Source organism: Pedobacter mendelii, assembly GCF_014635725.1.
Classification (GTDB): domain Bacteria; phylum Bacteroidota; class Bacteroidia; order Sphingobacteriales; family Sphingobacteriaceae; genus Pedobacter; species Pedobacter mendelii.
Genome location: NZ_BMDJ01000003.1, coordinates 176588 through 199271, shown reverse-complemented (window position 1 = coordinate 199271; position 22684 = coordinate 176588). Strand labels below are relative to the sequence as shown.

The following is a 22684-nucleotide window of genomic DNA, read 5'->3' as shown; positions in this document are numbered from 1 at the left end:
AGCTTGTCGAAGGATCGAAACGCCCCAGAAGGTATTTCTTGCAAGTCCTTCGACAGGCTCAGGATGACATTTCGTATTTATGATACAGCCTCATTTTATTTTACCCTAATTTTCTACCTGTATTAATTACATTAACACCATTAAAACGTGTTGTAGCACTGCCATGAGAAACAGCACTTACTTGCCCGGGCTGGCCTTTACCATCCGAAAAAGTTCCACCTAAGCGGTAATCATTTTTATCACAGCGCTGAACACATGAATTCCAAAATTCTTGTGTATTTGCCTGATAAGCTGCGTCTTTAAACATGCCAACAATTTTACCTTCTTTAACTTCGTAAGCTAGTTGTGCACTGAATTGAAAATTGTAACGCTGCTGGTCTATTGAATATGAATTTCTGCCAAACATATAAATGCCTTTCTCAACATTTTTAACCATTTCTGCGGCAGTTAAAGCTGCATTTCCTGGTGCTAATGAAACATTTGGCATTCGTTGGAATTGAATACTATCCCAGCTATCTGCATAACAACAACCTTGCGAAGCCTTCAATCCTAAAATGTGAGCCTGGTCTCTTATGGTTTGATAATTAACTAAAATGCCGTCTTTGATGATATCCCAGTTGCCGCATTTAACGCCTTCATCGTCGTATCCAACGGCACCCAACGAGCCTGTTTCAGTTTTGTCGGCAAGAATATTTACTTCCTTACTTCCAAAGTTGAATTTTTTCGATTCCCATTTATCCAACGTTAAGAAACTTGTACCAGCATAATTGGCTTCGTAGCCGAGTACACGGTCTAATTCAGTTGGGTGACCAACAGATTCGTGTATGGTCAGAAAAAGGTGAGATGGGTCTAGTATTAAATCATACTTTCCTGGAGCAACGGGTTTTGCTTTTAGCTTTTCATCAACATGAACTGCGGCTTCGCGAACATCTTCCAAAATATCATAACGCTTTTTGTATAATGTTACTGGTCCGCCTTTAATTTTTTCTGAATCTTTTGGGTTTAGATATTCAAATCCCATTCCCATTGGCGCACTTAAAGCACTTCTGGTTTCAAATTTGCCGCTGGCTGAGTCTGTTTTGGTTAAAGTGAAATTTGGCCAAATTCTATGAATATCCTGATCGATATAAGAACCGTCTGTAGAAGCGAAATATTTTTGCTCATTAATCATAAAAAGATTAGAGTTGATGAATTTTGCACCGCCTTTCATCGCTTCGCTGTTTACTTTTAATAATAAATCTACCTTATCTTTAATTGGAACTTCAAATGCATTGATTTCGATTGGTGTTTTCCAGCTTACTTTACCGTAACCTTTTTGTGGAGCCAATTGTACAGGTTCTTCCATCAACTTTGAATTGCCTTTTGCAATTGCAACAGCAGCTTCAGCAGCTTTTGCAATGCTGGCATTATCCATATTGTTGGTTGCTGCAAAACCCCAGCTTCCGTTAGCAATAACGCGAACACCCAAACCATAAGATTCTGAATTTGAAATGTTTTCAACCCTGGTTTCCCTGGTAGCTACAACCTGGTTTAAATACCTTCCAATGCGAACATCGGCATAAGTTGCACCTTTGCTTTTTGCCGCGTTAAGTGCAACATCAGCCATTTTTTTCTTCAAGGCAACATCAACAGGTGTTAAAGATTCTTCGACGGAAATAATTTTGCCAAAAGCAGGAATGTTAGGGATCATGGTTGCACCAAGTCCAACACCTGTCATATATAAAAAATCTCTTCTTCTCAATTTTTGAAAATTTTAGAGTGTAAAAAAACAGCGGAGAAATAATCACCGCTGTTTAAATTATTTAAATAGCATCTGATAAAGATGTGAAAGTAAAATCGCGGATTTTCATCGGTGGAATTAACCCACTACCTGTTCTCACTGGTTTACCCAATGCTTCAACATTGTTTAACATTATTACCGGACTTTCATTAAACCTGAAATTCTTAATCGGAAATTTTATTTCACCATTTTCAATGTAAAAAGTACCGTCACGGGTTAATCCCGTAAGCAATAAGGTTTGTGGGTCAACCGAACGGATGTACCAAAAACGCGTTACTAAAATTCCTTTTTCCGTGCTTTTTATCAATTCTTCTAACGATTGATTACCACCTTCGATGATTACACCACGACTAAATGGAAGCGGTTCAACACCTTTTTGCGAAGCCCAATACCTTGAATAAGCCAGGTTTTTAACTACACCTTTTTCTACCCATTGTGTTCTTTTAACAGGTAAGCCATCGCCAGACCAGGTAGAAGAAGGAATTTCAGGATTCATCGGATCTGAGTAGATGTTCACATTTTCAGAGAATAGTTGTTCTCCTAAACGAGTTCCACCACCTTTCTTACTCATAAAACTACGGCCTTCATCAGCACTTCGGGCATCAAAACCTCTAAACATATTTCCCAAAATATCACTTGCAGCAAGTGGCTCTAAAATAACCGTGTATTTTCCGGGTTCGATTGCTTTTGCACCTGCAGAACCATTGGCTTTACTCGCTGCAATTTTACTTAGAGCAAGCGTATCCATTTTAGCCAGGTCGTTAAAATCTTGTTCTACATAGCCAGAACCAGTACCTTGTTTGTTTCTTACCGTAACCGAAAAGGAAACGTTTGTACCTTTATTATAGGCAAATAAACCTTTTGAATTCATTACCGAATTGAAGCTTGTAGAGTTTTCTAAGAAACCTGCTGCATCCAAACCTGCTGCTTTTGATACACTTAAACTTTTGCCAACCATCTCTGCTCTTGTATCAGGCGTCATGGCTGCGGTGCTTGCATTAAAAGTTTTAGATTCTGGAAATGTTTGAGGACCTAAAAGTGGCATAAATTCAGGATTTTCCGGAGCGAGCATGGCTAATTCTTCTGCTCTTCTAACCACTTTTTCTAATGATGCATCATCAAATTCGTTAATCGTTGCCGAACCTGTTTTTTTTCCGTAAGTTGAGCTTACGCCTAAACTCATGGTACTGATTTGTCCTGCTGTAGATACTGCATTTCGGGCATAACGAATATTACCGCCATCAGAACCTCTTAAACTTACTTCGCAGAAATCTGCTTTAGAAAAGCCGACCACTTTTTTTAATATTGCCTGGGCTTCTTCTTTACTTAATATGGCCATAATTATATTTTTCTTGCTGTATTTATAACATTAACTCCATTAAATCTCGCGGTAGAACTACCATGAGAAACTGCACTACTTTGAGAAGGCTGTCCTTTTCCATCGTTAAATGAACCACCTAAACGGTAATCACTTTCATCGCAAACGGCATTACAAGAATTCCAGAATTCCTGAGTATTTGCCTGATAAGAAACATCGTTAAGCATGCCAACAATTTTTCCATCTTTTATTTCATAGAAAATTTGTCCACCGAATTGGAAATTGTAACGTTGCTGGTCGATGGAGAAACTACCATCACCAATGATATAAATGCCCTTTTCAACATTTTTAATCATATCATCAACGCTTAGTTTTTCTTTGTCTGGTTGTAACGAAACATTCGCCATGCGTTGGAACTGAACATCATCCCAACCTTGAGAATAACAGCAACCCTGAGATTCGTTTAAGCCAATAATATGTGCCTGATCGCGAATGGCTTGATAATTCACCAGAACGCCATCTTTAATCAAATCCCATTTCTTGCATTTTACGCCTTCGTCATCATAACCAACAGCACCTAATGAGCCAACCTGGGTTTTATCTGCAACAATATTTACTTTATCGCTTCCAAATTTGAATTTTTTCGATTCCCATTTGTCTAAGGTTAAGAAACTTGTGCCTGCATAGTTTGCTTCGTAGCCTAAAACACGATCTAATTCAGTTGGGTGACCAACAGATTCGTGGATGGTTAACCAAAGGTGAGACGGATCTAAAACCAAATCATATTTGCCTGGCTCAACAGATTTTGCCTTAATTTTTTCTGAGGCTACACGAGCAGCTTCCTTCACATCTTCAAGCATATCGTATCGGCCTTTGTAACGCGTTACAATTCCACTTACTTTATCTTCGGGACGGGCATGCATATATTCGTAACCTTTACCCATTGGGGAGCTTAATGAGTTACGGGTTTTAAACTGGCCAGAAGCCCTATCAATTCTGGTTACATTAAAGTTTGGATAGATGCGATGAACATCCTGATCGATGTATGAACCATCAGTAGAAGCAAAATACTTTTGTTCGTTTACAGCAAAAATTACCGAATTAACAAAGTTAGCACCATTTTGCATGGCAATATCGTTCACATTTAAAAGCAAATCTACTTTCTCTTTAACAGGAACTTCAAAAGCATTAATTTCAATAGGTGTTTTCCAGCTTACTTCGCCGTAACCTTTTTGCGGTGCAAGTTGTACAGGCTCGCCTTGAATTTTTGAGTTGGCTTTTGCAACGGCAACAGCTTGTTCAGCTGCTTTAGCAATTGAATCTTTAGTTACATTGTTTGTTGCGGCAAAACCCCAGCATCCATTGGCCAAAACACGTATGCCAACACCATAAGATTCAGTGTTTGCAACACCCTGTACCCGTTTTTCACGAGTTGCCACAAATTGATTCAGGTAACGGCCAATACGAATATCTGCATAAGTTGCACCTTTAGATTTTGCGGCATTAAGCGCAACATCAGCCAGTTCTTTTTTAATTTTTACATCAACTCCATCCAGCGCCTGTAAAGGATCAATGGGAGTTCCGAAAGCGGAAAGGTCGGGAAGCATCAGAGCGCCCATACCCATTCCTGATAAATAGAGGAAATCTTTTCTTTTCAATTGGTTCAGTTTAGGTGATTTACGATTCCAAGATAGCCAATTATGGTGTTAAAATGGCTAATTGGATTATAACATTTTAGTTTCAATCGATATTATATAGTCAAAATTCTGGATTCGTACCATAAAAAGGCAGAAGCTAATAAGAATCCAGCGAAAAACCACCATGGCGATACGTCTTCCTGAAAAGAAATGTCAGTTATTGTAGTTTTTCGTTGTTGGTTTTTCAATTTATCTATAAATAACTGCGTAAAGTTTATTTTCTGTTGATTTCTTAATGCCTGCCAATCCGTATTTTTATAAATAAAGAAAGATTGTGTAGATTGATTCACAGACAGATTATTCCAGCCATCGCGAGTTGGCCAAAAAGTTGTATCCCATTGAAATGGAAGTTCTATGTTTTGCCTTGGTGCCAATTTTAAACTATCAATTTTTAGCTTAGGAATTTTTCCAGATTCACCAAGATCAACAACAAATCTTATTTTCTCATTTATAACAGGAAATTGAGGAGTAGTTTTAACAGATTGAATTTCTGGTTTCTTTCGTGCCGCTTTTGATAAAATTTCAGACCAATAGGTAGTGTAATCACTTGTTTTTCCAGAAAGAAGCCAGTTAAAAGTTGAAACAAGAGAAGAAATTAATATTTTTCCTGAGCCTTTGATGGTGCTGTTGACTAAAATTTTCCCACTCCCATCAGCAACTAGGGGTTGGTCGTTTTGCGAAGCTTTTAAAAACAGCGTTTGTTCTAAAGGCAACTTGCTGAATTTATAATTTTCATCCTTTAGCAGCAGACCAAGTTGTTTATCTTTCGGCACCGGCGATTCAAATCTGCCGAACCTGCCGCTAATTGGCGTAATTGATTTTGCATTTAAAATTCTGATAACTATGCCCATTCCGCTATTCACGGCATTATCAATCGCTGCTCTTTCACTCCCGCCAAGGGCAGCGAGTTCCTCCTCATCAATAATTAAAACATCGAATTTTTTTAAGGAAGAAGCATTGATTCGGTTTAAGCTTAAACTATCCATATTCAGAAAATCAGTGCTGTATTTATTTTTACTTATCTGGCTTCTAAAAGCTAATGGATATTTATTTTCAAACAGCCATTTCTTTAAAAATTTGTATTCAAAATCTGGAAAAGAAGCTAAGATTAACACTTTCATCGGGCTTTGTTCACCAGCTAAAAAAGGAATAGGTTCTTTGGATAATGTGTCTCTTCCTTGCAAAGCAATTAACTGATAAATTGCTTTTCCTGTTTGCTTTGGTTGAGTGTTAAATGAAAAACTTTTATCCGATTTGGGCTCAATTGATAAAGAATCTATTGAATTGCCTAAGCCTTTAAGTAAAATTTTAACCTTTTCATTGCTCGTGTTTTGATAAATTCCCTGAACGTTTAGTTGTTCGGTAGTTTTAATTTTATGTTGCCAGTTTGCAGAAATTACGCCATTAGGCTTTGCTGCAGGGTGAAAATTAATTTCGTAACCATTTACGCTTTTTAATTCTTCATCGGATAAACCGTTACCATAAATGTTCAGTTTTTTTATGTCTTTATGCGTTGCTAAGAAATAGGAGAGATCGGGAATTAGAATGGTTTTGGCATTTACTAAATCTGCTGAAGCCAGCGAATACTTCTGGCCTTTAAGTTTTGCAATCGAATCAGGATTTATTCCTGCAGTTAACAGCGTTATTTCGTTAGCGTTTCGCCTTAAACTTGTTTCATATTTTACCGGTATTATTAATAGTGCAAAACAAATTACAGCTATTAAACTTGCTAAAACCCGCCATACTAACCTTCCTTTATTTGCCCTGCTAATTTCTTTATAGAGCAAAAAAGCAAGTAAAAGCAAGCATAAAATCAGAACGATGTATTTAAAATCCATATCTATCGGCCTGCTTTGTTAAGGTTATTAAAATAGTTCTGATATAAAGCGGAAGCTGGTTGAGCACTTTGCATTTGCGGTTTGGCAGATTCTCCTTTTATCATTTTTTGTATAGCCTGCTGAACTACATCAATATCCCTGCTTTGTACCTTATTTTCTGCAGCTAATCTTCTTAAACTAGTTAAAGCATTTAAATACGTTGCCGGATTATCGGCTGCAGCACCAATCATGTATTTTTCTGTTTCACTTAATAAAAACCTATCGCCTTCCATAAATTTCTTACCTGATTTTCTGCTTTCCAATAAAGCCAGTGATGTTTTTAAATGTATTAGTCGCTGGTCTTTCTGCTCCGAAGACATTTTTTGTACAGGTTGGGTGATTTTATCCAATTCGCCACTTAATCTTTTTTCGGGTTTTAAGGAAGCAGTTTTTACTGTTGTTTTAGCTACATACGCTCTTGATTTTTGCTGTAAATCTTTCAATAACCGCAAAGCTTTATATTCAAAAGGTAAGGCTTCCTGAGGTTTGTATGTTCTTAAACGCAGTTCAGAATTCCACATTTCAGTTAAAACGGCTTTTAACTGGGCCTTCATTTCCGGTTCAAAGAAGGTCGCGTCTTCGGCAATATCATGTTTGTGGGCATATTTATCCATTATCGCCGTAACATCGCCGAACTTTTCTTCCTCCTCTTTATGCCCGGCATGTTCGTTGTGTTCTTCATGGTCGCCACCAATTTCCGTTTCACTTTCTTCGCCTAAAAATTGCCCGTAACGTAACCTTAAAAGTTTTTGGTCTATACCCAATTCGTTGCTTCTGGTTTTAAAAGCCTCTATAGATAAAGAAGATTGCTCTTTTAATAACTTCTCCGTATCGATAATAATTTGCCTTTGACTACGGAAATATTCTGGAACCAAGTTCACTCCATTTGTCATTCCAGCCATGCTCATCAATTCTGTGGTATCTACAATTGAAACGAAATAAACATCAGAGCGGCTGGATTGTCCGTGATTGTCCATCGCTTTGATGAAAAAGTAAAGTTCGTCACCCGGTTTCATCCCCAAACTTTTCAAATCAATTTGCTTGCTTAAAACAATACTTTTCTCGTTGTTAAATTTGGTGTTAAAACTTAATTTCTTCTCCGTAAAACTCACACCTTCGCCTTTTCCACTCGCCATTGTGGCCGAAATAAATGCATCGTTTACGCCATAATCATCGCTTAAATTAACCTTCAAATTTATTTTTTGTGGTTGTCCAACATCAATGGTGGTATGTTGCTTTGGTTGTGTAATTTTAATTGTAGCCGGCAAATCAGGAATGACCTCAATTTGATATAAATCTGATTTTTTGCCATCTAAAACCAATTGATAGAAACCAGATTTTGAAACTGTTTTTGAGTAAAACCAAAGTGTTTTGTCTGTATTTTGGGCATTAAGCGAAATGGTTTCCTTATCATTAAAGATGATTTTAACGTTTTTAATGCTGATGTTCGTTTCAATCTTCCAATTAACTTTCGAACCTGTTTCGGCTTTTATGGTAAATTCTTTTTGTTTACGTTCTGGTTTTCGGGTATAAGCCGGTGGAATAATCGTAGCGTTCAAACTAGAAATTTCTGGCAGAACATTTTCTTTTATTGAAGGGACAGATATTTGATTTTCCTGTTCAGAATGATATGCCTTTTGAATTTGCGGAATTTTTGTGATGCCAAAACTCATTAAAATTCCTGCTAAAAGTATGGCCAAGCCGGTGTATAATTTTTTTACAGGTTCTTTCGGTTTAGGAATTAGCGGAATAATTTTTTCTATTTTGTTTCGCTGCAATTGTTGCAACATCGAAAGTTCGGTTGGGTTTCTAAGCAGCAAATCGGCACTTTCTTCTAACTCCGGATAACGATTATTTACAAATCTTGAGAAATCTTTATCTGTAGTTTTCCATATTGGTTTTATAAAAAATGCAACTGCAAGCACCAGAAGCAAAACTATAGCAAATAACCAAACTGGTAAATGCATTAAATAAATTAATAAGGCAGATGAAACCATAGCGATGGCTAAACCAATTGCTAATATGCGTAGCACGTAAAGCATTGTCCACCTTTTGCGTAGGTTATGAATCCAATTTTGTCCTTCAGTTTTTAACATAGTTTGCGGTTTTTTTACTGAAAGTTAGCATGCGCTCGGTAAGGAAAATCAAAAATGCAATTATCCAAAATATATTATCAAGTGGCTTGTTTTGAGTGTTTTGTGTTGTTTTTTCTGTTTTGGAAATTTGAATGATTTCTTTTTGGTTTTTTGCCAATTGCCTTTGGTCAGCCTGATTATCTTCAAAGCCAAAATTTGAGCTTTTACTATCCTGAATTACTATTGGCATTAAAGCTTTAACAAATGTTTCGTTCCAAACCAATTGGCTCCATTGCGGGTTCAAACGACTATAAAAATGGAGCACGTTTAATTCATTTTGTTTTTCTGCTGATAAAATCGAATTGCCAAAACCATCAGCCCAAATGGTTTCTAAAGTTTTTTGAGCTTCGATTCTTTTACTCGATGTAATGTTTTTTCCATCAATTACAATAAACGAAGCTTCGGGAATTATTTTACCTTTTTCATATTGAAATAAAACTCCGCCAGACGTAATTGAAGATTTAAAATCTGATGAAACCGCTTCATCTGAAAGCCAAAAACCAACATCTACTTTTCCTGCAGGATTTATTTCAATTCGCCTTCCAGTAAAACTTGCGATGGCTTTGAGTGCTGAATTCAGATATTTTCTATCAGAATTTCCTGCAGATTCGTAAATTGATACCCGAATTGGCGGAACATCATTAGATGCAATTGCTGTATAAACTGTGCTTGATGGATTTGATTTTGCTTCATATTTCTTGCCAGCATAATCCATTATCCAACTGCCTAATGTATCTGTTTCATTTATAGGGTTTCGAAAGAGTTTATAGGAAATTTTGGGCAGCTCATTTCCAATGGAATTTAATCGATTGTTTGCAAACAAGTAAACTGAATTTCCAGTAGGAATGATTGTATTTAATTGATTTAAAAGTGCTGTATAACTTATAGCATTTTGTTTAGCGCTATCAATATTTGCCGTATCCTTTAAAGTTAACGCCTTAAATCCTATGTTAAAATCGTGGATTTCATAACCAATCGTTATTAAAGAATCGATTTTATTTTTATTGTTTTTAAAAACGGTTTGGAATTTAGATTTCTCGACTAAAATCCATCCAACACTTTTACCTGATAACATTTTTTTTAGAAAAGGTTGTGCTACAATAAACGCAACTAAAATTAAAAGCAAACAGCGCAAAACCAATAAAAGCCAATCATTAATTCTGAAACTTTTTGAACTTGCACGTGAGCTTTCACCCAAAAAGGCAATGCTGCCTATCTTTAATGTTTTGCCTTGTTTAATGTTCCACAAGTGGATAATAAGCGGAATAATTAAACCTGCAAGCGCCAGTAAACCTATGGGATATAAAAATTGCACAGTTTAAATTCTAAGTTTACTTCTTTGTTTTAAAAAATCTCTTAAAGCCTGATCCAGAGGTTCATCAGTACAAATTGTTCTGTAAAAAATCCTTCTATCCAGCATTTTAACTCTTGTTTCTTCCAAGTAGTTAGCCAATTTTGTTTTATATTCAGTTCTGGCTTTTGCCTGGTCGATTTGAATGGTTTCACCAGTTTCTAAATCTTCGAAAGTGGTATAACCTTTAAAGTCTAAGTCTAATTCATTCCTAGATACGACATGGAAAACCACAACTTCGTGGCGAAGCGTATTTAAGGTGTCGAGCAGATGGATTATTTCATCGTTGGTTTGATATAAATCAGTAACGAAAATTAACAATTCGCGTTTTTGAGTGCCTGCAAAAAGTTCTTTATAATGTATCGGTTTGGTAAATTCTCCATCAGGATTAATGCTTTCTAACTGATAAAACAGTCTTGCCAGATGCTGGAAATCCTGCTTTGGTGTCATGGAGAAAATACCCGAATTCTGGAAAACGTATAATCCGATTGCATCGCCTTGCAAATTAGCTAAATAGGCTAGTGATGCGCCGAGGTATTTTGCATATTGAATCTTTGTAAAATCGCCATCGCTGTGATTCATCGAAGCACTTGCATCAATTAATATACGCACCCCAATGTTGGTTTCTACTTCCGATTCGCGAATGTAATACCTGTCTGACCGAGCAAACATTTTCCAATCCAAAGATCGCAAATCATCACCAGGCTGGTAACTGCGGTACTGACTAAACTCCAATCCTCCGCCTTTAATTGTGCTCTTATTAATGCCGCTCATGAAACCATCGATTGTCATTTTGGCCGACAAACTCAGTTCTTTAATCGCCATCAATACTTTAGGATCGAGTAATTTACTCATTAAATATTCGCTTTGGGTTTTGAAATTGCTTTAATCAATTCATCCGTTACTTTATCTGCCGATACATTTTCTGCTTCGGCTTTAAAATTCATCAAAACCCTGTGGCGCAATACTGGATAAGCCATGGTTTGTAAATCTTCCATAATTACAGCGTACCTGCCTTTAAATAAAGCCCTTGCTTTGGCTGTTAAAATTAACGCCTGACCTGCACGTGGACCTGCGCCCCAACGAACCCATTCTTTAACAAAATTTACTGTTGTAGTATCGGGCCTTGTTGCACGGATTAGTTCACTAACATAAGTTATCAAATCGTCGCTGATGCTTATTTCTCTCGTAATGGCTTGTAATTCTTTAATTTCTTCGGCACCAATAATCGGGTTGATAACCGCTTTTTTACTTCCGGTTGTACTGCTTAAAATCTGCGCTTCTTCTTGCGCCGTTGGATATCCAATTTTGATGTATAAAAGGAAGCGATCCAATTGAGCCTCCGGAAGGGGATAAGTTCCTGCCTGTTCAATTGGGTTTTGCGTTGCAAGGATAAAAAAGGGTCTGTCTAATGGATAGGTTTGTCCACCATACGTAACCTCAAACTCTTGCATGGCTTCTAAAAGTGCCGATTGTGTTTTTGGAGGTGTTCTATTTACCTCATCTGCTAAAACAATATTTGCAAACAAAGGCCCTTTGTTAAATTTGAAGAAGCGTTTTCCGGTTACATGATCTTCTTCCAGGATTTCTGTTCCAACAATATCTGTTGGCATTAAATCGGGCGTAAACTGAATTCTTCTGAAAGACAGATCTAATGCCTGAGACATGGTTTTAACCATTAAAGTTTTTGCTAAACCTGGCACTCCTTCCAAAAGACAATGGCCACCCGCCATTAGCGCAATGAGCATTTCTTCTATAATTACATCTTGCCCAACAATTACTTTTTGTATTTCGCTTTTTAACGAGGAGATCTTATCGATCAATATTTTTAGGTTGCTTTCTGAACGCTCCAAAACGGTTGATTTTTTTAGTAAGTGAGATATTGTGCCTCAATATAGGGCATAATGGCATATATTCTTTAGCCTGGTGGAAATAATATCAAAAAATTTACACGATAATCGAGATAAAAAACTGAATTAATAAAAAATGGCGGTAATTTAGGACGATGCAAAGATCTAAATTCACTTTTGCGAGGTTAAAGTACAATTCAGGTGACTGGGAAACCGATCAGCGTATGCCTTCTAATATCTTAAACTCACTTTTAGAATACACAACCATTCCTTTAGATGAAGAAGAGAAGATTGTTGAACTGAGTAGTCAGGATTTATTTAAATATCCTTTTTGTTATTTAAGTGGTCATAAACTGGTTCAGTTCAGTCAGCAGGAGGCTGTAAATTTTAAAACTTATGTACACAATGGCGGTTTCGTTTTTGTTGATGATTGCAACCATGACATTGATGGTTTATTTGCCCGCTCATTTGAAACACAGATGAGTAATTTATTCGGGCCAACTGCATTAAAGAAAATTCCGAATAACCATGGTATTTACAATTCATTCTTTAAATTTGAGAAAGGTCCGCCGACAACTTCTTTTGAATTAAATGGTTGGGGCGATGATTTAGTACACGATTACCTTAAAGCGATAACAATAAATAACAGGATTGGCGTTTTATACAGCAATAAAGATTACGGTTGCGAATGGGATTACGATTTCAGGAACAAACGTTTTCTGGCCGAAGACAACACCAAATTCGGCGTGAATATTATTTTATACGCCATGGGTGTTAACAGTTAACAAAAACTAAAACCAAATATTTTGAAATCTACCCTAACCAAACTGCTTTTTTTAACAGTAGTTTTAATTGCTGCGAGTACAAATGTTTTTGCAGCTAAAGCTCAATACTATTATCAGCTAAAAGTTTATCATTTAAAAACACCAGAACAGGAAGCCATTGTTGATGCCTATTTAAAGGATGCCTTTATACCCGCGCTTCATCGTTCGGGAATAAATAGTGTAGGTGTTTTTAAACCAATTGCAAAAGATACACTGGAGCAACTTGTATATGTTTTTATTCCATTTAAAAAGATGGATGATTTTTTAAAACTCAACGAAACATTAGAGAAAGATAAGCAGTACCTGGCAGCAGGCTCGGGCTACCTTAATGCGGAATATAGTGCAGCACCATACACCAGGGTAGAATCTATTATTTTAAAAGCTTTTTCAGCAATGCCTGAATTTGCTATCCCTAAATTAACTACGCCAAAAAGCGAAAGGGTTTACGAATTGAGAAGTTATGAAGCTGCTACTGAAAATCTTTCTATAAATAAAATTGGTATGTTTAACGATTATGAGGTTGAGATTTTTTCTAAACTAAACTTCAATGCCATATTTTATGGACAGGTTGTTTCTGGAAGTAAAATGCCAAACCTAATGTATATGACAACATTTAACAATAAAGAAGACCGTGATAAGCATTGGGTTGCTTTTGGCGAAGATTACAAAAAGATAAGTGGCTTACCTCAATACCAGCATAATGTTTCAAAAAATGTAACGCTGTTTGTTTATCCTACAGATTATTCGGACTTGTAAAAAACATTAAACGATACATGATAATCAATATGAGATTTTTAATTCCGATTTTTATCTTATTGATTATCGGTACTTCATCTTTTGGTCAGAACCAAAAAGCGGATACGGTTAAAACCGGCATTTATGTAACCAGCATTCATGATATTAATTTTAAGGATAAAGAGTATAGTGTAAACTTCTGGTTGTGGTTAAAATATAAAAATAAAGACTTCGATTTTTTGAATAATCTCGAAATTCCGCAAGCAAAAGAAGTAATAAAGTCTTTTTCTACTATTGATACCACAGGAAATGAAATTTATATGCTGATGAAGCTGCAGTGTGTAATGAAAGATTCATGGGCGATAGATAACTTTCCTTTTGACCATCAAATTTTAAGGCTATCCATAGAAAACTCACAATACGATTCAAAATCGTTAATTTTTGTTACTGATACTTTGGGCAAACCATACGACCCCAGATTTACATTACGTGGCTGGAATATCGATAGCTTAGTTACATCAGTGGGTATTAAAAAATATGAAACTGCTTTTGGGGATGAAAGTATAAAAACGCCACATACCGAGTACAGCAATTACAAAGTTAGAATTGGAATTAGCAGAGATGCTTTTGGCTTATTTTGCAAAATGTTTTTGGGGATGTACGTTGCATTTTTAATCTCATTTATGTGCTTTTATATTCATGCAGATAGCATCGATTCGAGATTTGGGTTAAGTGTAGGTTCATTATTTGCTGTAATTGGTAACAAATATATTATCGATGGCTCTCTGCCCGATACCATAACTTTTACGCTTGTAGATACCTTGCATGGCATTACGTTGGTGTTTATTTTAATTGTGATAGTTTCTACTGCTATTTCATTGAGGATGATAAAGAAGGGAAAGGTAGAAGATGCAAGCAAATTTGATAAGCGCTTTGCTATAATTTTGCTGGGTATTTATATTTTACTAAACGCCTTTTTCATTATACAATCCATCAATGCTTAATTGTTTTTAATTAACAAACATGCCTGTAATTTTTTGTACATTTGCAATCCTGTTTAACCGAAAAGTATTTTACAGGATATAATTGGGGCCGTTCTTGGATTTGACAGGGTGGCGAAGGTTATGTTAGCATGCAGTGCGTTGTTCGGAGAGCACTTAAAGTGAACGTTCACATTTTAGTTGGCGAAAATACTTACGCCTTAGCTGCCTAGTTTAGAACTAGCTAGCTTTTGTCCCTCTAACTGCTGCATTGTTGGGTTAGAAACCGGGGCATCGAAACAACAATGCTGGCCTTGAGGAGATGCGACTTAAGGTGAGATAAAGTATCTAAGGATTTAAATAAGGTCGGTTTTCAGCCCGTTTATTTCCCGAAAATCAATTGAAAAATAAGCATGTAGAAGGTATAAGTTATCTCACAACTGGACAAGGGTTCGACTCCCTTCGGCTCCACAAATCTTTAAAAGAATCCGCGAAATCTTACAATCTCGCGGATTTTCTTTTTAATTTCTATTATTAAACCCCTCATAATCTTTTAAATCCATTATCAATATTCCTCCCCCTTCATCAAACGTTTGCGCATCATTTCTTCCCTCTTCAATTTTCTTTTTTCAGCTCCATTATTGAAATGATTATCACCAGAAAAAAAATGGTCTTTTTCTTTTCCAAAATTGATTTCTTTCTCTAAAAATCCCTCTTCTAATTAAAATCATGACTTAAAACAAAATGTTACTCATCAAACGTTTGCGCTTCATTTGTTTGTAAAACGTTCTGCCTATCGCCTTATATTGGTCTAACCTATTATCAATAAACTTATGAAAGAAGACTTCTATGCTGCTGATGGTTGGTATTTGCCGCCATTTTTAGAAACCATCCTTCAGGTGATTTTTTTTGAAAGAAAAGAAATTGAAATTATCTTAGGAAAGATTGCCACGTCGTTCCTTCTCGTAATGAGGAATAATTGAGTATTGTAAAAGAAGGGTATTTTTGAGATTAATCTAAAAGAAATCAAAATAGAAATCAAAAACCAGGTTAACCAGCCTTCGCAAATTGATGGTTGGTTTTTATAGAAAATTTAAACTTAAAAACTAAATAATGGAACGTAGAAACTTTATAAAAAATAGTGCAATAGCTGCAGCCGGACTTACGATTTTACCAAGCGGAAGTTTATTTGCCTCAAGTGATTCTTCAAAAGTTAGGCTGGGTTACATTGGTGTTGGTGCCCGTGGTATGAGCCATATTTCTGAAGGTGCACTTCGTGATGATGTAGAGATTGTAGCGATTTGTGATACGCAAGAACGTTCTTTAAAAATTTGCAGATCTTTTATTGCGAAAAATGGCAGACCTGCAGCTATTGAATATACAGGTGGGGTAGATGCCTACAAAAAATTATTAGACAGAAAAGATATTGATGCCGTTATCATCGCAACGCCATGGCAATTTCATAAAGACCAGGCCATTTATGCCATGAAAGCTGGAAAATATGTGGGTTGTGAAGTTATTGCCGGTCTTACCGTACAGGATCATTGGGATATTGTAAATACTTCTGAAAAAACAGGCATGCCTTACATGACCTTAGAGAATGTTTGTTACCGCAGAGATGTAATGGCTGCGTTGAATATGGTTAGGCAAGGTGTATTTGGCGAGCTTATACATTTAGAAGGCGGTTATCAGCACAACCTTAGAAATGTGTTGTTTAACAACGGGAAAGATTATTATGGCGGTGGGGTAGAATATGGTACAAATGCATTAAGTGAAGCGCAGTGGCGAACGCAGTTTAACATCGATCAGGATGGCGATTTATATCCTACTCATGGTGCGGGACCAATAATGCAGTATGCTAACATAAACAGAGGAAACCGATTTACAAACCTTGTTTCTTTTAGTTCTAAAGCACTTGGGCTTGCTGCTTATGTAGAAGATATGGTGCCCGGACACCCGAATGCTAAGCTGAATTACAAGAATGGCGATGTGACCACTACCTTAATTAACTGTGCAAATGGCGAAACGGTACTTTTAAGTCACGATACACATTTACCAAGACCCTATTCTATCGGATTCAGGGTACAGGGAACTGATGGCATTTGGATGGATGTAAATAAATCAATATACATTGAGAAAGATTCTAAAGGAGATGATAAATGGCAACCTGTTAAAGAATGGTTTGATAAATATGATCATCCACTTTGGAAAAAATATGAAAAAGAAGCGGTAGGTGCAGGGCATGGGGGTATGGATTGGTTTGTATTCAATGGCTTTATCCAGGCGGTAAAACAGAAAAAACAAACACCAATTGATGTATATGATTCTGTAACGATGAGCGTTATCACGCCGCTTTCAACAAAATCACTTAAAGAAGGTAACATGCCTCAAAAGTTTCCTGATTTTACTAAAGGCAAGTGGAAAGAGCGAAAAAATGTTTTTGCGATTGATGACAGTGGATTTTAGTATGATTTAAGCTGATGAATCGAATTAATTTTTGACGTATTAAAACTAAATATCTGCAATAAAAGATTAAGTAAATGATTGAAAAAGTTTTAAAAGCCTACGGACTAGACTATAATACTTGTGAAGTTGAACCTTTCGGTAATGGTTTAATTAATAAAACATGGAAAGTTTCCGGTAATGGCGGGCAATATATTTTACAAAAAGTGAATACTAAAGTATTCCAATATCCTAAACTTATTGCAGAAAATACATTGTTAATAAAGCACTATCTGGATAGTGTTGCGCCTAAATATTTATTTATTGCTCCTTTAAAAACAGTTGATGAAGCATTTATATTTGAGGAAAATGGAGATGTTTTCAGGCTTTTTTCTTTTGTTGCAGATTCATTTACTATTGATACCGTTACTAATGCAGAACAGGCATACCAGGCGGCTAAGCAATTTGGAAAATTTAGCCGTGTTCTTGAAGCGTTTAACCCCCATAGTTTGAATGTTACAATTCCAAATTTCCATAATCTTTCGCTTAGAAAAGAGCAATTTTTTAAGGCTTTAAAAAATGCGAATCTGCAGCGGCTAAAAACGGCAGATAGAGAAATAGAACTTGTAAATAAATATTTATGGATTGCTGAACGATTTGATGAAATTTTTTTAGGAAATGTTTTGAAAACCAGGGTTATACATCATGATACTAAAATAAATAATGTGCTTTTAAATGTTAATACCGGTGTTGGTTTAGGCGTTATAGACTTAGATACCGTGATGCCGGGATATTTTATTAGTGATGTTGGTGATATGATGAGGACATATTTATCGCCTGTAAATGAAGAAGAAACTGTACTTGATAAAATTAAAGTACGCTCTGATGTATTTTTAGCGATATATAAAGGCTATATGGAAGAGATGCGCCGCAGTTTAACAAATACTGAAAAGGAATTGTTTATTTATAGCGGACAGTTTATGATATACATGCAAGCGATTAGGTTTTTAACAGATTATTTGAATGGCGATATTTATTATCCGGTTTTGCATGCAGAACACAACCTCATGCGGGCGAAAAATCAACTTATTTTGTTAATGGAATACATGAAATCTGTAGAGAATTTCGAAAAACTTATAGAAGATTACGAATCAGAGTTGAAGCTTTCGAAACCTATTGTAATAGAATAAGAATGATTCAGGAGTAACGCTCCTCTCTATTTCGATGGAGAAGCCTGGGGGGTGGTTTTTGCTATTAACTATTGGTTGGTGTCTCACCAACCAAAACTTAACTTAGCTGGTTGGTGAGACACCAAGCGAGTAAAAAAGAAGAAAAGATTGCTTCGTCGTTTCTCGTCACAATGACGGTAACTTAATTTTCTGTGTATTCCGTGGATGGTTAATTATAAACCGGAATAAAAAATTAAACCGTCCGACCCGGATACTGTTGCAATGCAACTTCCAAACAATCCATCGCCTTGTTTAAATCGTTGGTATTTAAAACATAAGCCATACGCACTTCATTTTTACCCGAACCCGGTGTAGAATAGAAACCTGTGGCTGGAGCCATCATTACCGTTTGGTTATCATGACTAAAATCTTCCAAAATCCACTGGCAAAATTTATCCGAATCATCAATCGGGAATTTTGCAACCACGTAAAAAGCACCACCTGGGTTAGGGCAGAAAACACCATCAATATTATTTAGCCTACTAACTAAAGTATCTCTTCGTAAAGTATATTCAATATTTACCTTTTCAAAATAACTATCTGGTGTATCAACAGCTGCGGTTCCAGCAATTTGTTCAACCATTCCAGGACTTAATCTGGCCTGAGCAAATTTTAATCCTGAAGCGATAACTTCCTTATTTTTAGTAATTAAACAGCCTAAACGGGCACCGCAAGCGCTATAGCGTTTAGAAACCGTATCCATAATCACCACATTTTCATCTAAACCATCTAAATGCATTGGCGAAATAAATTCACGTCCATCATAGCAAAATTCACGGTAAGCCTCATCAGAAAATAAAAACAGGTCGTATTTAATACAAAGTGTTTTTAAGGCATCTAATTCTTCTTTTGAGTACAAATAACCTGTTGGATTATTAGGATTACAAATAATAATCGCTTTGGTTTTCTCTGTAATAAGTTTTTCGAATTCTGCAATAGGAGGTAGCGCAAATCCGTTTTCTATAAAAGAAAGGATGGGTTTCACTACAACATTACTCATACAAGCGAAACCGTTGTAATTTGCATAAAAAGGCTCAGGAATGATAATTTCATCACCTTCGTTAACACAAGTTTGCATGGCAATGGTAATGGCTTCAGAACCGCCAACAGTTACCAATATATTTTCAGGTGTAATGTTATAACCTAATTTATTGTAGTATTCAGTCAATTTTTCACGGTAAGCTAAAGTGCCTTCTGATGGCGTGTAAGCCCAAACATTGAAATCAATATTTTTAATGGCGTTTAACATTCCTTCCGGTGTTTCAATATCAGGCTGGCCAATATTTAAATGAAAAACCTTTTTACCATCTTTTTTAGCTTTGTCTGCAAATGGCGTTAACTTTCTGATTGGTGATGCAGGCATCTGCACACCTTTTTGTGAAATTTTTGGCATGGAGCAAAAATAAAAAAGTCCCGATTAAAATCAGGACTTTTTAAATATTATCGTTTAAAAAATTACTTAGATGAAGCAGCAACGGTTTCACCTTTGATATAAAGCACTTTTACAGGTGTTTTAGCATTTGAAGAAACTGTTACAGTTTTAGTGAAAGGTTGTGGTGCACCAGCAGCACTAAAAGTTACCGAAATGGTACCCGTTTCACCTTTTTTCAAAGGAACTGTTGTGTATTTAGGAACAGTACAACCGCAACTTGCTTCTGCTTTTGTAATAATTAATGGCTCCTCGCCAACGTTAGTGTATTTGAAATCGTAAGTTACAGGTTTGTTAACGGTAATTTTACCGAAATCGTGCGTTTCCGCTTCAAATTTAAATTCAGCAGGTTTGGCAGCAGTTTGTGCGTTTGCCACTACACCAAAACCCATTACAAAGGCGAATAATACTAAGATCTTTTTCATGTTTATGTGTTGAAATCGTTTTTTAAAATTTATTAAAACAAATTTAATATTTATATGCTAAAACAAAAACTATTCCAAATATATTTTGCTTATCCATATATAATTTTACAGTTTATGATAAAGGCAAACTTTTAATTTTGTATATATTTGCCACAACCAATATTTGATTACGATGCAGAATGAAAAATTAAAACCGAATGCTATTGATGCTTCTGAATTAAGTTTTAACGAATTCAAATCTATCGTTATAAACGACTACAAAATAGCCTACGAAAGCAGGCAGGCCAGTGTTTTAGGGCGCAGGGAAGTATTGACAGGGAAGGCAAAGTTTGGCATTTTTGGCGATGGTAAGGAGGTTCCTCAGGTTGCTATGGCTAAGGCATTTAAGAATGGCGATTGGCGCTCTGGCTATTATCGTGATCAAACATTTGCCTTTGCTGCAGGAATTTCTACTATAAAGGAATTTTTTGCTCAATTGTACGCAAATCCGACAGAAGGCGCTGATCCTTTTTCAGGAGGCAGGCAAATGAATTGTCATTTTGCAACAAAATCAATTAATAAAGACGGAAGCTGGAATGATTTAACTCAAATTAAGAACGTTTCATCAGATATTTCGCCAACAGGTGGGCAAATGGCTCGTTTGGTTGGTTTGGCTTATGCATCAAAATTATTCAGAAACAATAAAGAGCTTGATTATTTAAAAAACTTCTCTGTTAATGGTAACGAGGTTGCTTTCGGAACAATAGGTAACGCATCCACATCAGAAGGTGTATTTTTTGAAGCCATTAATGCAGCCGGCGTTTTGCAGGTGCCTATGGCCATTTCCATTTGGGATGATGCCTATGGTATTTCAGTGCCTGCAAAATATCAAACTACAAAAGAAGATATTTCTGAAGTTTTAAAGGGTTTTCAACGCGATGCCAAGAATCCCGGTTACGAAATTTATAAAGTTAAAGGTTGGGATTATCCTGCTTTATGTGAGGTGTACGAAAAGGGGATAAATGTTTGTCGTGAAGAGCATGTTCCTGTTTTAATTCATGTTACAGAACTTACCCAACCTCAGGGTCATAGTACGTCAGGCTCGCACGAAAGGTACAAATCAAAAGATAGATTAAAATGGGAAAGTGAACACGATTGTATTTTAAAAATGCGGGAGTGGATGCTAGAATCGGCAATTGTCTCAGAAGAAGAACTGGTAGAACTAGAAAAGGAAGCTAAAGTTTTTGTGCGTAATGCGCAGAAAGAAGCTTGGAATGAGTTTCTGGATAGCATGAAGCCTGAGCAAAAGCTGGTTGTAGATTATATTACCGCAATGGCAAAAAATCAGCCGGAACTTGCAAAAATTTCAAGTCAGTTGGCTTCAACTGCTGATGCACAAAGGAGAGAAATATTTGTGGCTGCACGTAAGGCAATACGCTTATCTACAAGTCAGCACTCTCCTGAGCGAGATGAACTTCTAAACTGGTATAAAAACCAGGATGAGATCAATTATGATAGATATAATTCAAAATTACATACCAACGGGAGCGATAGTCCAGATAAAATTACAGTATTAAATGCTGTTTTTGATGAGTTTTCAAAAATGGTTGATGGCCGCGAAGTTTTAAACGCATGTTTTGATGAAAATTTTGCCCGAGATCCAAGGTTAGTAGCTTTCGGAGAAGATTTAGGGAATATTGGTGATGTTAATCAGGGTTTTGCCGGTTTACAAGCTAAATATGGCGAATTGAGGGTTACCGATACAGGAATACGTGAAATGACAATTATGGGTCAGGGTATTGGATTGGCAATGCGTGGCTTAAAGCCGATTGCAGAAATCCAATATTTGGATTATTTAATATTTGCACTAAATGTATTGAGTGATGATTTGGCATCTTTATCCTATCGAACTAAAGGTATTCAAAAAGCTCCTGTAATTATAAGAACAAGGGGCCATCGCTTAGAAGGCGTTTGGCATTCAGGTTCGCCAATTAGCATGCTTTTAGGCTCCTTGCGTGGGTTACATTTATGTGTTCCTCGAAATATGACCCAGGCCGCAGGCATGTATAACACGCTTTTTAGGGCTGATGAACCTGCTGTAGTTATTGAGTGCCTGAACGGATATCGTTTAAAAGAAAAATTACCAAATAATATTGGCGAATTTACAGTTCCACTCGGTTATGCGGAGGTACTTGAAGAAGGTACAGACATTACCGTTGTTTCTTACGGCTCTACCTTGAGAATTGTGCAGGAAGCTGCAGAGGAGCTTGCTGTATTTGGTATTTCTTTAGAAATTATAGATCCTCAAACACTTTTACCTTTTGATATTAATAATGTTTGTTCTGCATCTTTAAAGAAAACTAATAAACTTTTAGTGGTTGATGAAGATGTACCTGGAGGTGCTTCAGCATATATTCTTCAGCAAATTTTAGAGAATCAAAATGGATATTTCCATTTAGATGGACAGCCAAAAACGTTATCATCAAAAGCACATCGTCCTCCCTTTGGATCTGATGGAGATTATTTTAGCAAACCATCAGTGGATGATGTAGTTGAGACAATTTATAAAATGATGCATGATGCAAACCCCTCTAAATTTCCTTCACTTTTTTAAAATTAGTCGAATTATTTAT

The 22684-nt window shown here is 36.3% G+C and carries 17 protein-coding genes and 1 other RNA gene; 8 read left to right on the top strand and 10 right to left on the bottom strand.

Features of this window, described 5'->3' with window-relative positions:
• Nucleotides 1-100 precede the first annotated feature (100 nt).
• From IEV50_RS06930 to IEV50_RS06895, 8 genes are all read right to left on the bottom strand, one after another.
• Nucleotides 101-1741 (bottom strand): TldD/PmbA family protein, encoded by a 1641-nt coding sequence (locus IEV50_RS06930; protein WP_188412514.1) that lies wholly within the window; start codon nt 1739-1741, stop codon nt 101-103.
• A 61-nt stretch (nt 1742-1802) separates the two neighbouring features.
• Nucleotides 1803-3119 carry a TldD/PmbA family protein gene (locus IEV50_RS06925; protein WP_188412513.1) on the bottom strand — a complete coding sequence of 439 codons (1317 nt, stop codon included), beginning with the start codon at nt 3117-3119 and terminating at the stop codon, nt 1803-1805.
• Between the two features lie 2 nt (nt 3120-3121).
• Nucleotides 3122-4756: a TldD/PmbA family protein gene (locus IEV50_RS06920; RefSeq protein WP_188412512.1), complete on the bottom strand. Its 1635-nt coding sequence runs from the start codon at nt 4754-4756 to the stop codon at nt 3122-3124.
• Nucleotides 4757-4848: 92 nt separating this feature from the next.
• The gene (locus IEV50_RS06915) at nt 4849-6633 is read right to left on the bottom strand and encodes a hypothetical protein (RefSeq protein ID WP_188412511.1); all 1785 of its coding nucleotides are present in this window, start codon (nt 6631-6633) and stop codon (nt 4849-4851) included.
• Nucleotides 6634-6635: 2 nt separating this feature from the next.
• Complete coding sequence (locus IEV50_RS06910; protein ID WP_188412510.1) at nt 6636-8768, bottom strand: DUF4175 family protein; 2133 nt, start codon at nt 8766-8768, stop codon at nt 6636-6638.
• A complete protein-coding gene (locus IEV50_RS06905) occupies nt 8755-10122 on the bottom strand; it encodes a BatA domain-containing protein (RefSeq protein ID WP_188412509.1) in 1368 nt (455 codons plus the stop codon). The genes IEV50_RS06910 and IEV50_RS06905 overlap by 14 nt, the downstream gene beginning before the upstream one ends.
• A 3-nt stretch (nt 10123-10125) precedes the next feature.
• A complete protein-coding gene (locus IEV50_RS06900) occupies nt 10126-11013 on the bottom strand; it encodes a DUF58 domain-containing protein (RefSeq protein WP_229746661.1) in 888 nt (295 codons plus the stop codon).
• Nucleotides 11013-11981 (bottom strand): AAA family ATPase, encoded by a 969-nt coding sequence (locus IEV50_RS06895; RefSeq protein WP_229746660.1) that lies wholly within the window; start codon nt 11979-11981, stop codon nt 11013-11015. The genes IEV50_RS06900 and IEV50_RS06895 overlap by 1 nt, the downstream gene beginning before the upstream one ends.
• Before the next feature lie 182 nt (nt 11982-12163).
• Between IEV50_RS06895 and IEV50_RS06890 the strand changes: the two genes are divergently transcribed.
• From IEV50_RS06890 to IEV50_RS06860, 7 genes are all read left to right on the top strand, one after another.
• A complete protein-coding gene (locus IEV50_RS06890) occupies nt 12164-12793 on the top strand; it encodes a DUF4159 domain-containing protein (RefSeq protein ID WP_188412507.1) in 630 nt (209 codons plus the stop codon).
• A gap of 21 nt (nt 12794-12814) precedes the next feature.
• A complete protein-coding gene (locus IEV50_RS06885; protein ID WP_188412506.1) occupies nt 12815-13588 on the top strand; it encodes an NIPSNAP family protein in 774 nt (257 codons plus the stop codon).
• Nucleotides 13589-13617: 29 nt separating this feature from the next.
• On the top strand, nt 13618-14571 hold the full coding sequence (locus IEV50_RS06880) for a ligand-gated ion channel (RefSeq protein WP_188412505.1): 954 nt from the start codon (nt 13618-13620) through the stop codon (nt 14569-14571).
• Nucleotides 14572-14655: 84 nt separating this feature from the next.
• Nucleotides 14656-15021: a transfer-messenger RNA gene (ssrA, locus tag IEV50_RS06875) on the top strand.
• 359 nt (nt 15022-15380) lie between these two features.
• A complete protein-coding gene (locus IEV50_RS06870; protein ID WP_188412504.1) occupies nt 15381-15530 on the top strand; it encodes a hypothetical protein in 150 nt (49 codons plus the stop codon).
• 130 nt (nt 15531-15660) lie between these two features.
• Complete coding sequence (locus IEV50_RS06865) at nt 15661-17013, top strand: Gfo/Idh/MocA family protein (protein ID WP_188412503.1); 1353 nt, start codon at nt 15661-15663, stop codon at nt 17011-17013.
• A gap of 74 nt (nt 17014-17087) precedes the next feature.
• Nucleotides 17088-18179: a phosphotransferase enzyme family protein gene (locus IEV50_RS06860; protein ID WP_188412502.1), complete on the top strand. Its 1092-nt coding sequence runs from the start codon at nt 17088-17090 to the stop codon at nt 18177-18179.
• 232 nt (nt 18180-18411) lie between these two features.
• Here the strand turns inward: IEV50_RS06860 and IEV50_RS06855 are convergent, their stop codons facing one another.
• Both IEV50_RS06855 and IEV50_RS06850 read right to left on the bottom strand, forming a co-directional pair.
• Nucleotides 18412-19611, bottom strand: a complete 1200-nt coding sequence (locus IEV50_RS06855) for a pyridoxal phosphate-dependent aminotransferase (protein ID WP_188412501.1) — start codon at nt 19609-19611, stop codon at nt 18412-18414.
• Nucleotides 19612-19673: 62 nt separating this feature from the next.
• Nucleotides 19674-20072 carry a DUF1573 domain-containing protein gene (locus IEV50_RS06850; protein ID WP_188412500.1) on the bottom strand — a complete coding sequence of 133 codons (399 nt, stop codon included), beginning with the start codon at nt 20070-20072 and terminating at the stop codon, nt 19674-19676.
• Nucleotides 20073-20244: 172 nt separating this feature from the next.
• On the opposite strand from IEV50_RS06850, the gene IEV50_RS06845 reads away from it, so the two are divergent.
• Nucleotides 20245-22665, top strand: a complete 2421-nt coding sequence (locus IEV50_RS06845; protein WP_188412499.1) for an alpha-ketoacid dehydrogenase subunit alpha/beta — start codon at nt 20245-20247, stop codon at nt 22663-22665.
• The last annotated feature ends 19 nt before the right edge of the window (nt 22666-22684 follow it).

Excerpts from the sequence above, each read along its gene's own strand:
- IEV50_RS06910 (WP_188412510.1), bottom strand. The coding sequence starts at position 8,768 with ATGTTAAAAACTGAAGGACAAAATTGGATTCATAACCTACGCAAAAGG.
- IEV50_RS06915 (WP_188412511.1), bottom strand. The coding sequence starts at position 6,633 with ATGGATTTTAAATACATCGTTCTGATTTTATGCTTGCTTTTACTTGCT.
- IEV50_RS06880 (WP_188412505.1), top strand. The coding sequence starts at position 13,618 with ATGAGATTTTTAATTCCGATTTTTATCTTATTGATTATCGGTACTTCA.
- IEV50_RS06900 (WP_229746661.1), bottom strand. The coding sequence starts at position 11,013 with ATGAGTAAATTACTCGATCCTAAAGTATTGATGGCGATTAAAGAACTG.
- IEV50_RS06855 (WP_188412501.1), bottom strand. The coding sequence starts at position 19,611 with ATGCCAAAAATTTCACAAAAAGGTGTGCAGATGCCTGCATCACCAATC.
- IEV50_RS06865 (WP_188412503.1), top strand. The coding sequence starts at position 15,661 with ATGGAACGTAGAAACTTTATAAAAAATAGTGCAATAGCTGCAGCCGGA.
- IEV50_RS06850 (WP_188412500.1), bottom strand. The coding sequence starts at position 20,072 with ATGAAAAAGATCTTAGTATTATTCGCCTTTGTAATGGGTTTTGGTGTA.
- IEV50_RS06890 (WP_188412507.1), top strand. The coding sequence starts at position 12,164 with ATGCAAAGATCTAAATTCACTTTTGCGAGGTTAAAGTACAATTCAGGT.
- IEV50_RS06845 (WP_188412499.1), top strand. The coding sequence starts at position 20,245 with ATGCAGAATGAAAAATTAAAACCGAATGCTATTGATGCTTCTGAATTA.
- IEV50_RS06925 (WP_188412513.1), bottom strand. The coding sequence starts at position 3,119 with ATGGCCATATTAAGTAAAGAAGAAGCCCAGGCAATATTAAAAAAAGTG.
- IEV50_RS06870 (WP_188412504.1), top strand. The coding sequence starts at position 15,381 with ATGAAAGAAGACTTCTATGCTGCTGATGGTTGGTATTTGCCGCCATTT.
- IEV50_RS06860 (WP_188412502.1), top strand. The coding sequence starts at position 17,088 with ATGATTGAAAAAGTTTTAAAAGCCTACGGACTAGACTATAATACTTGT.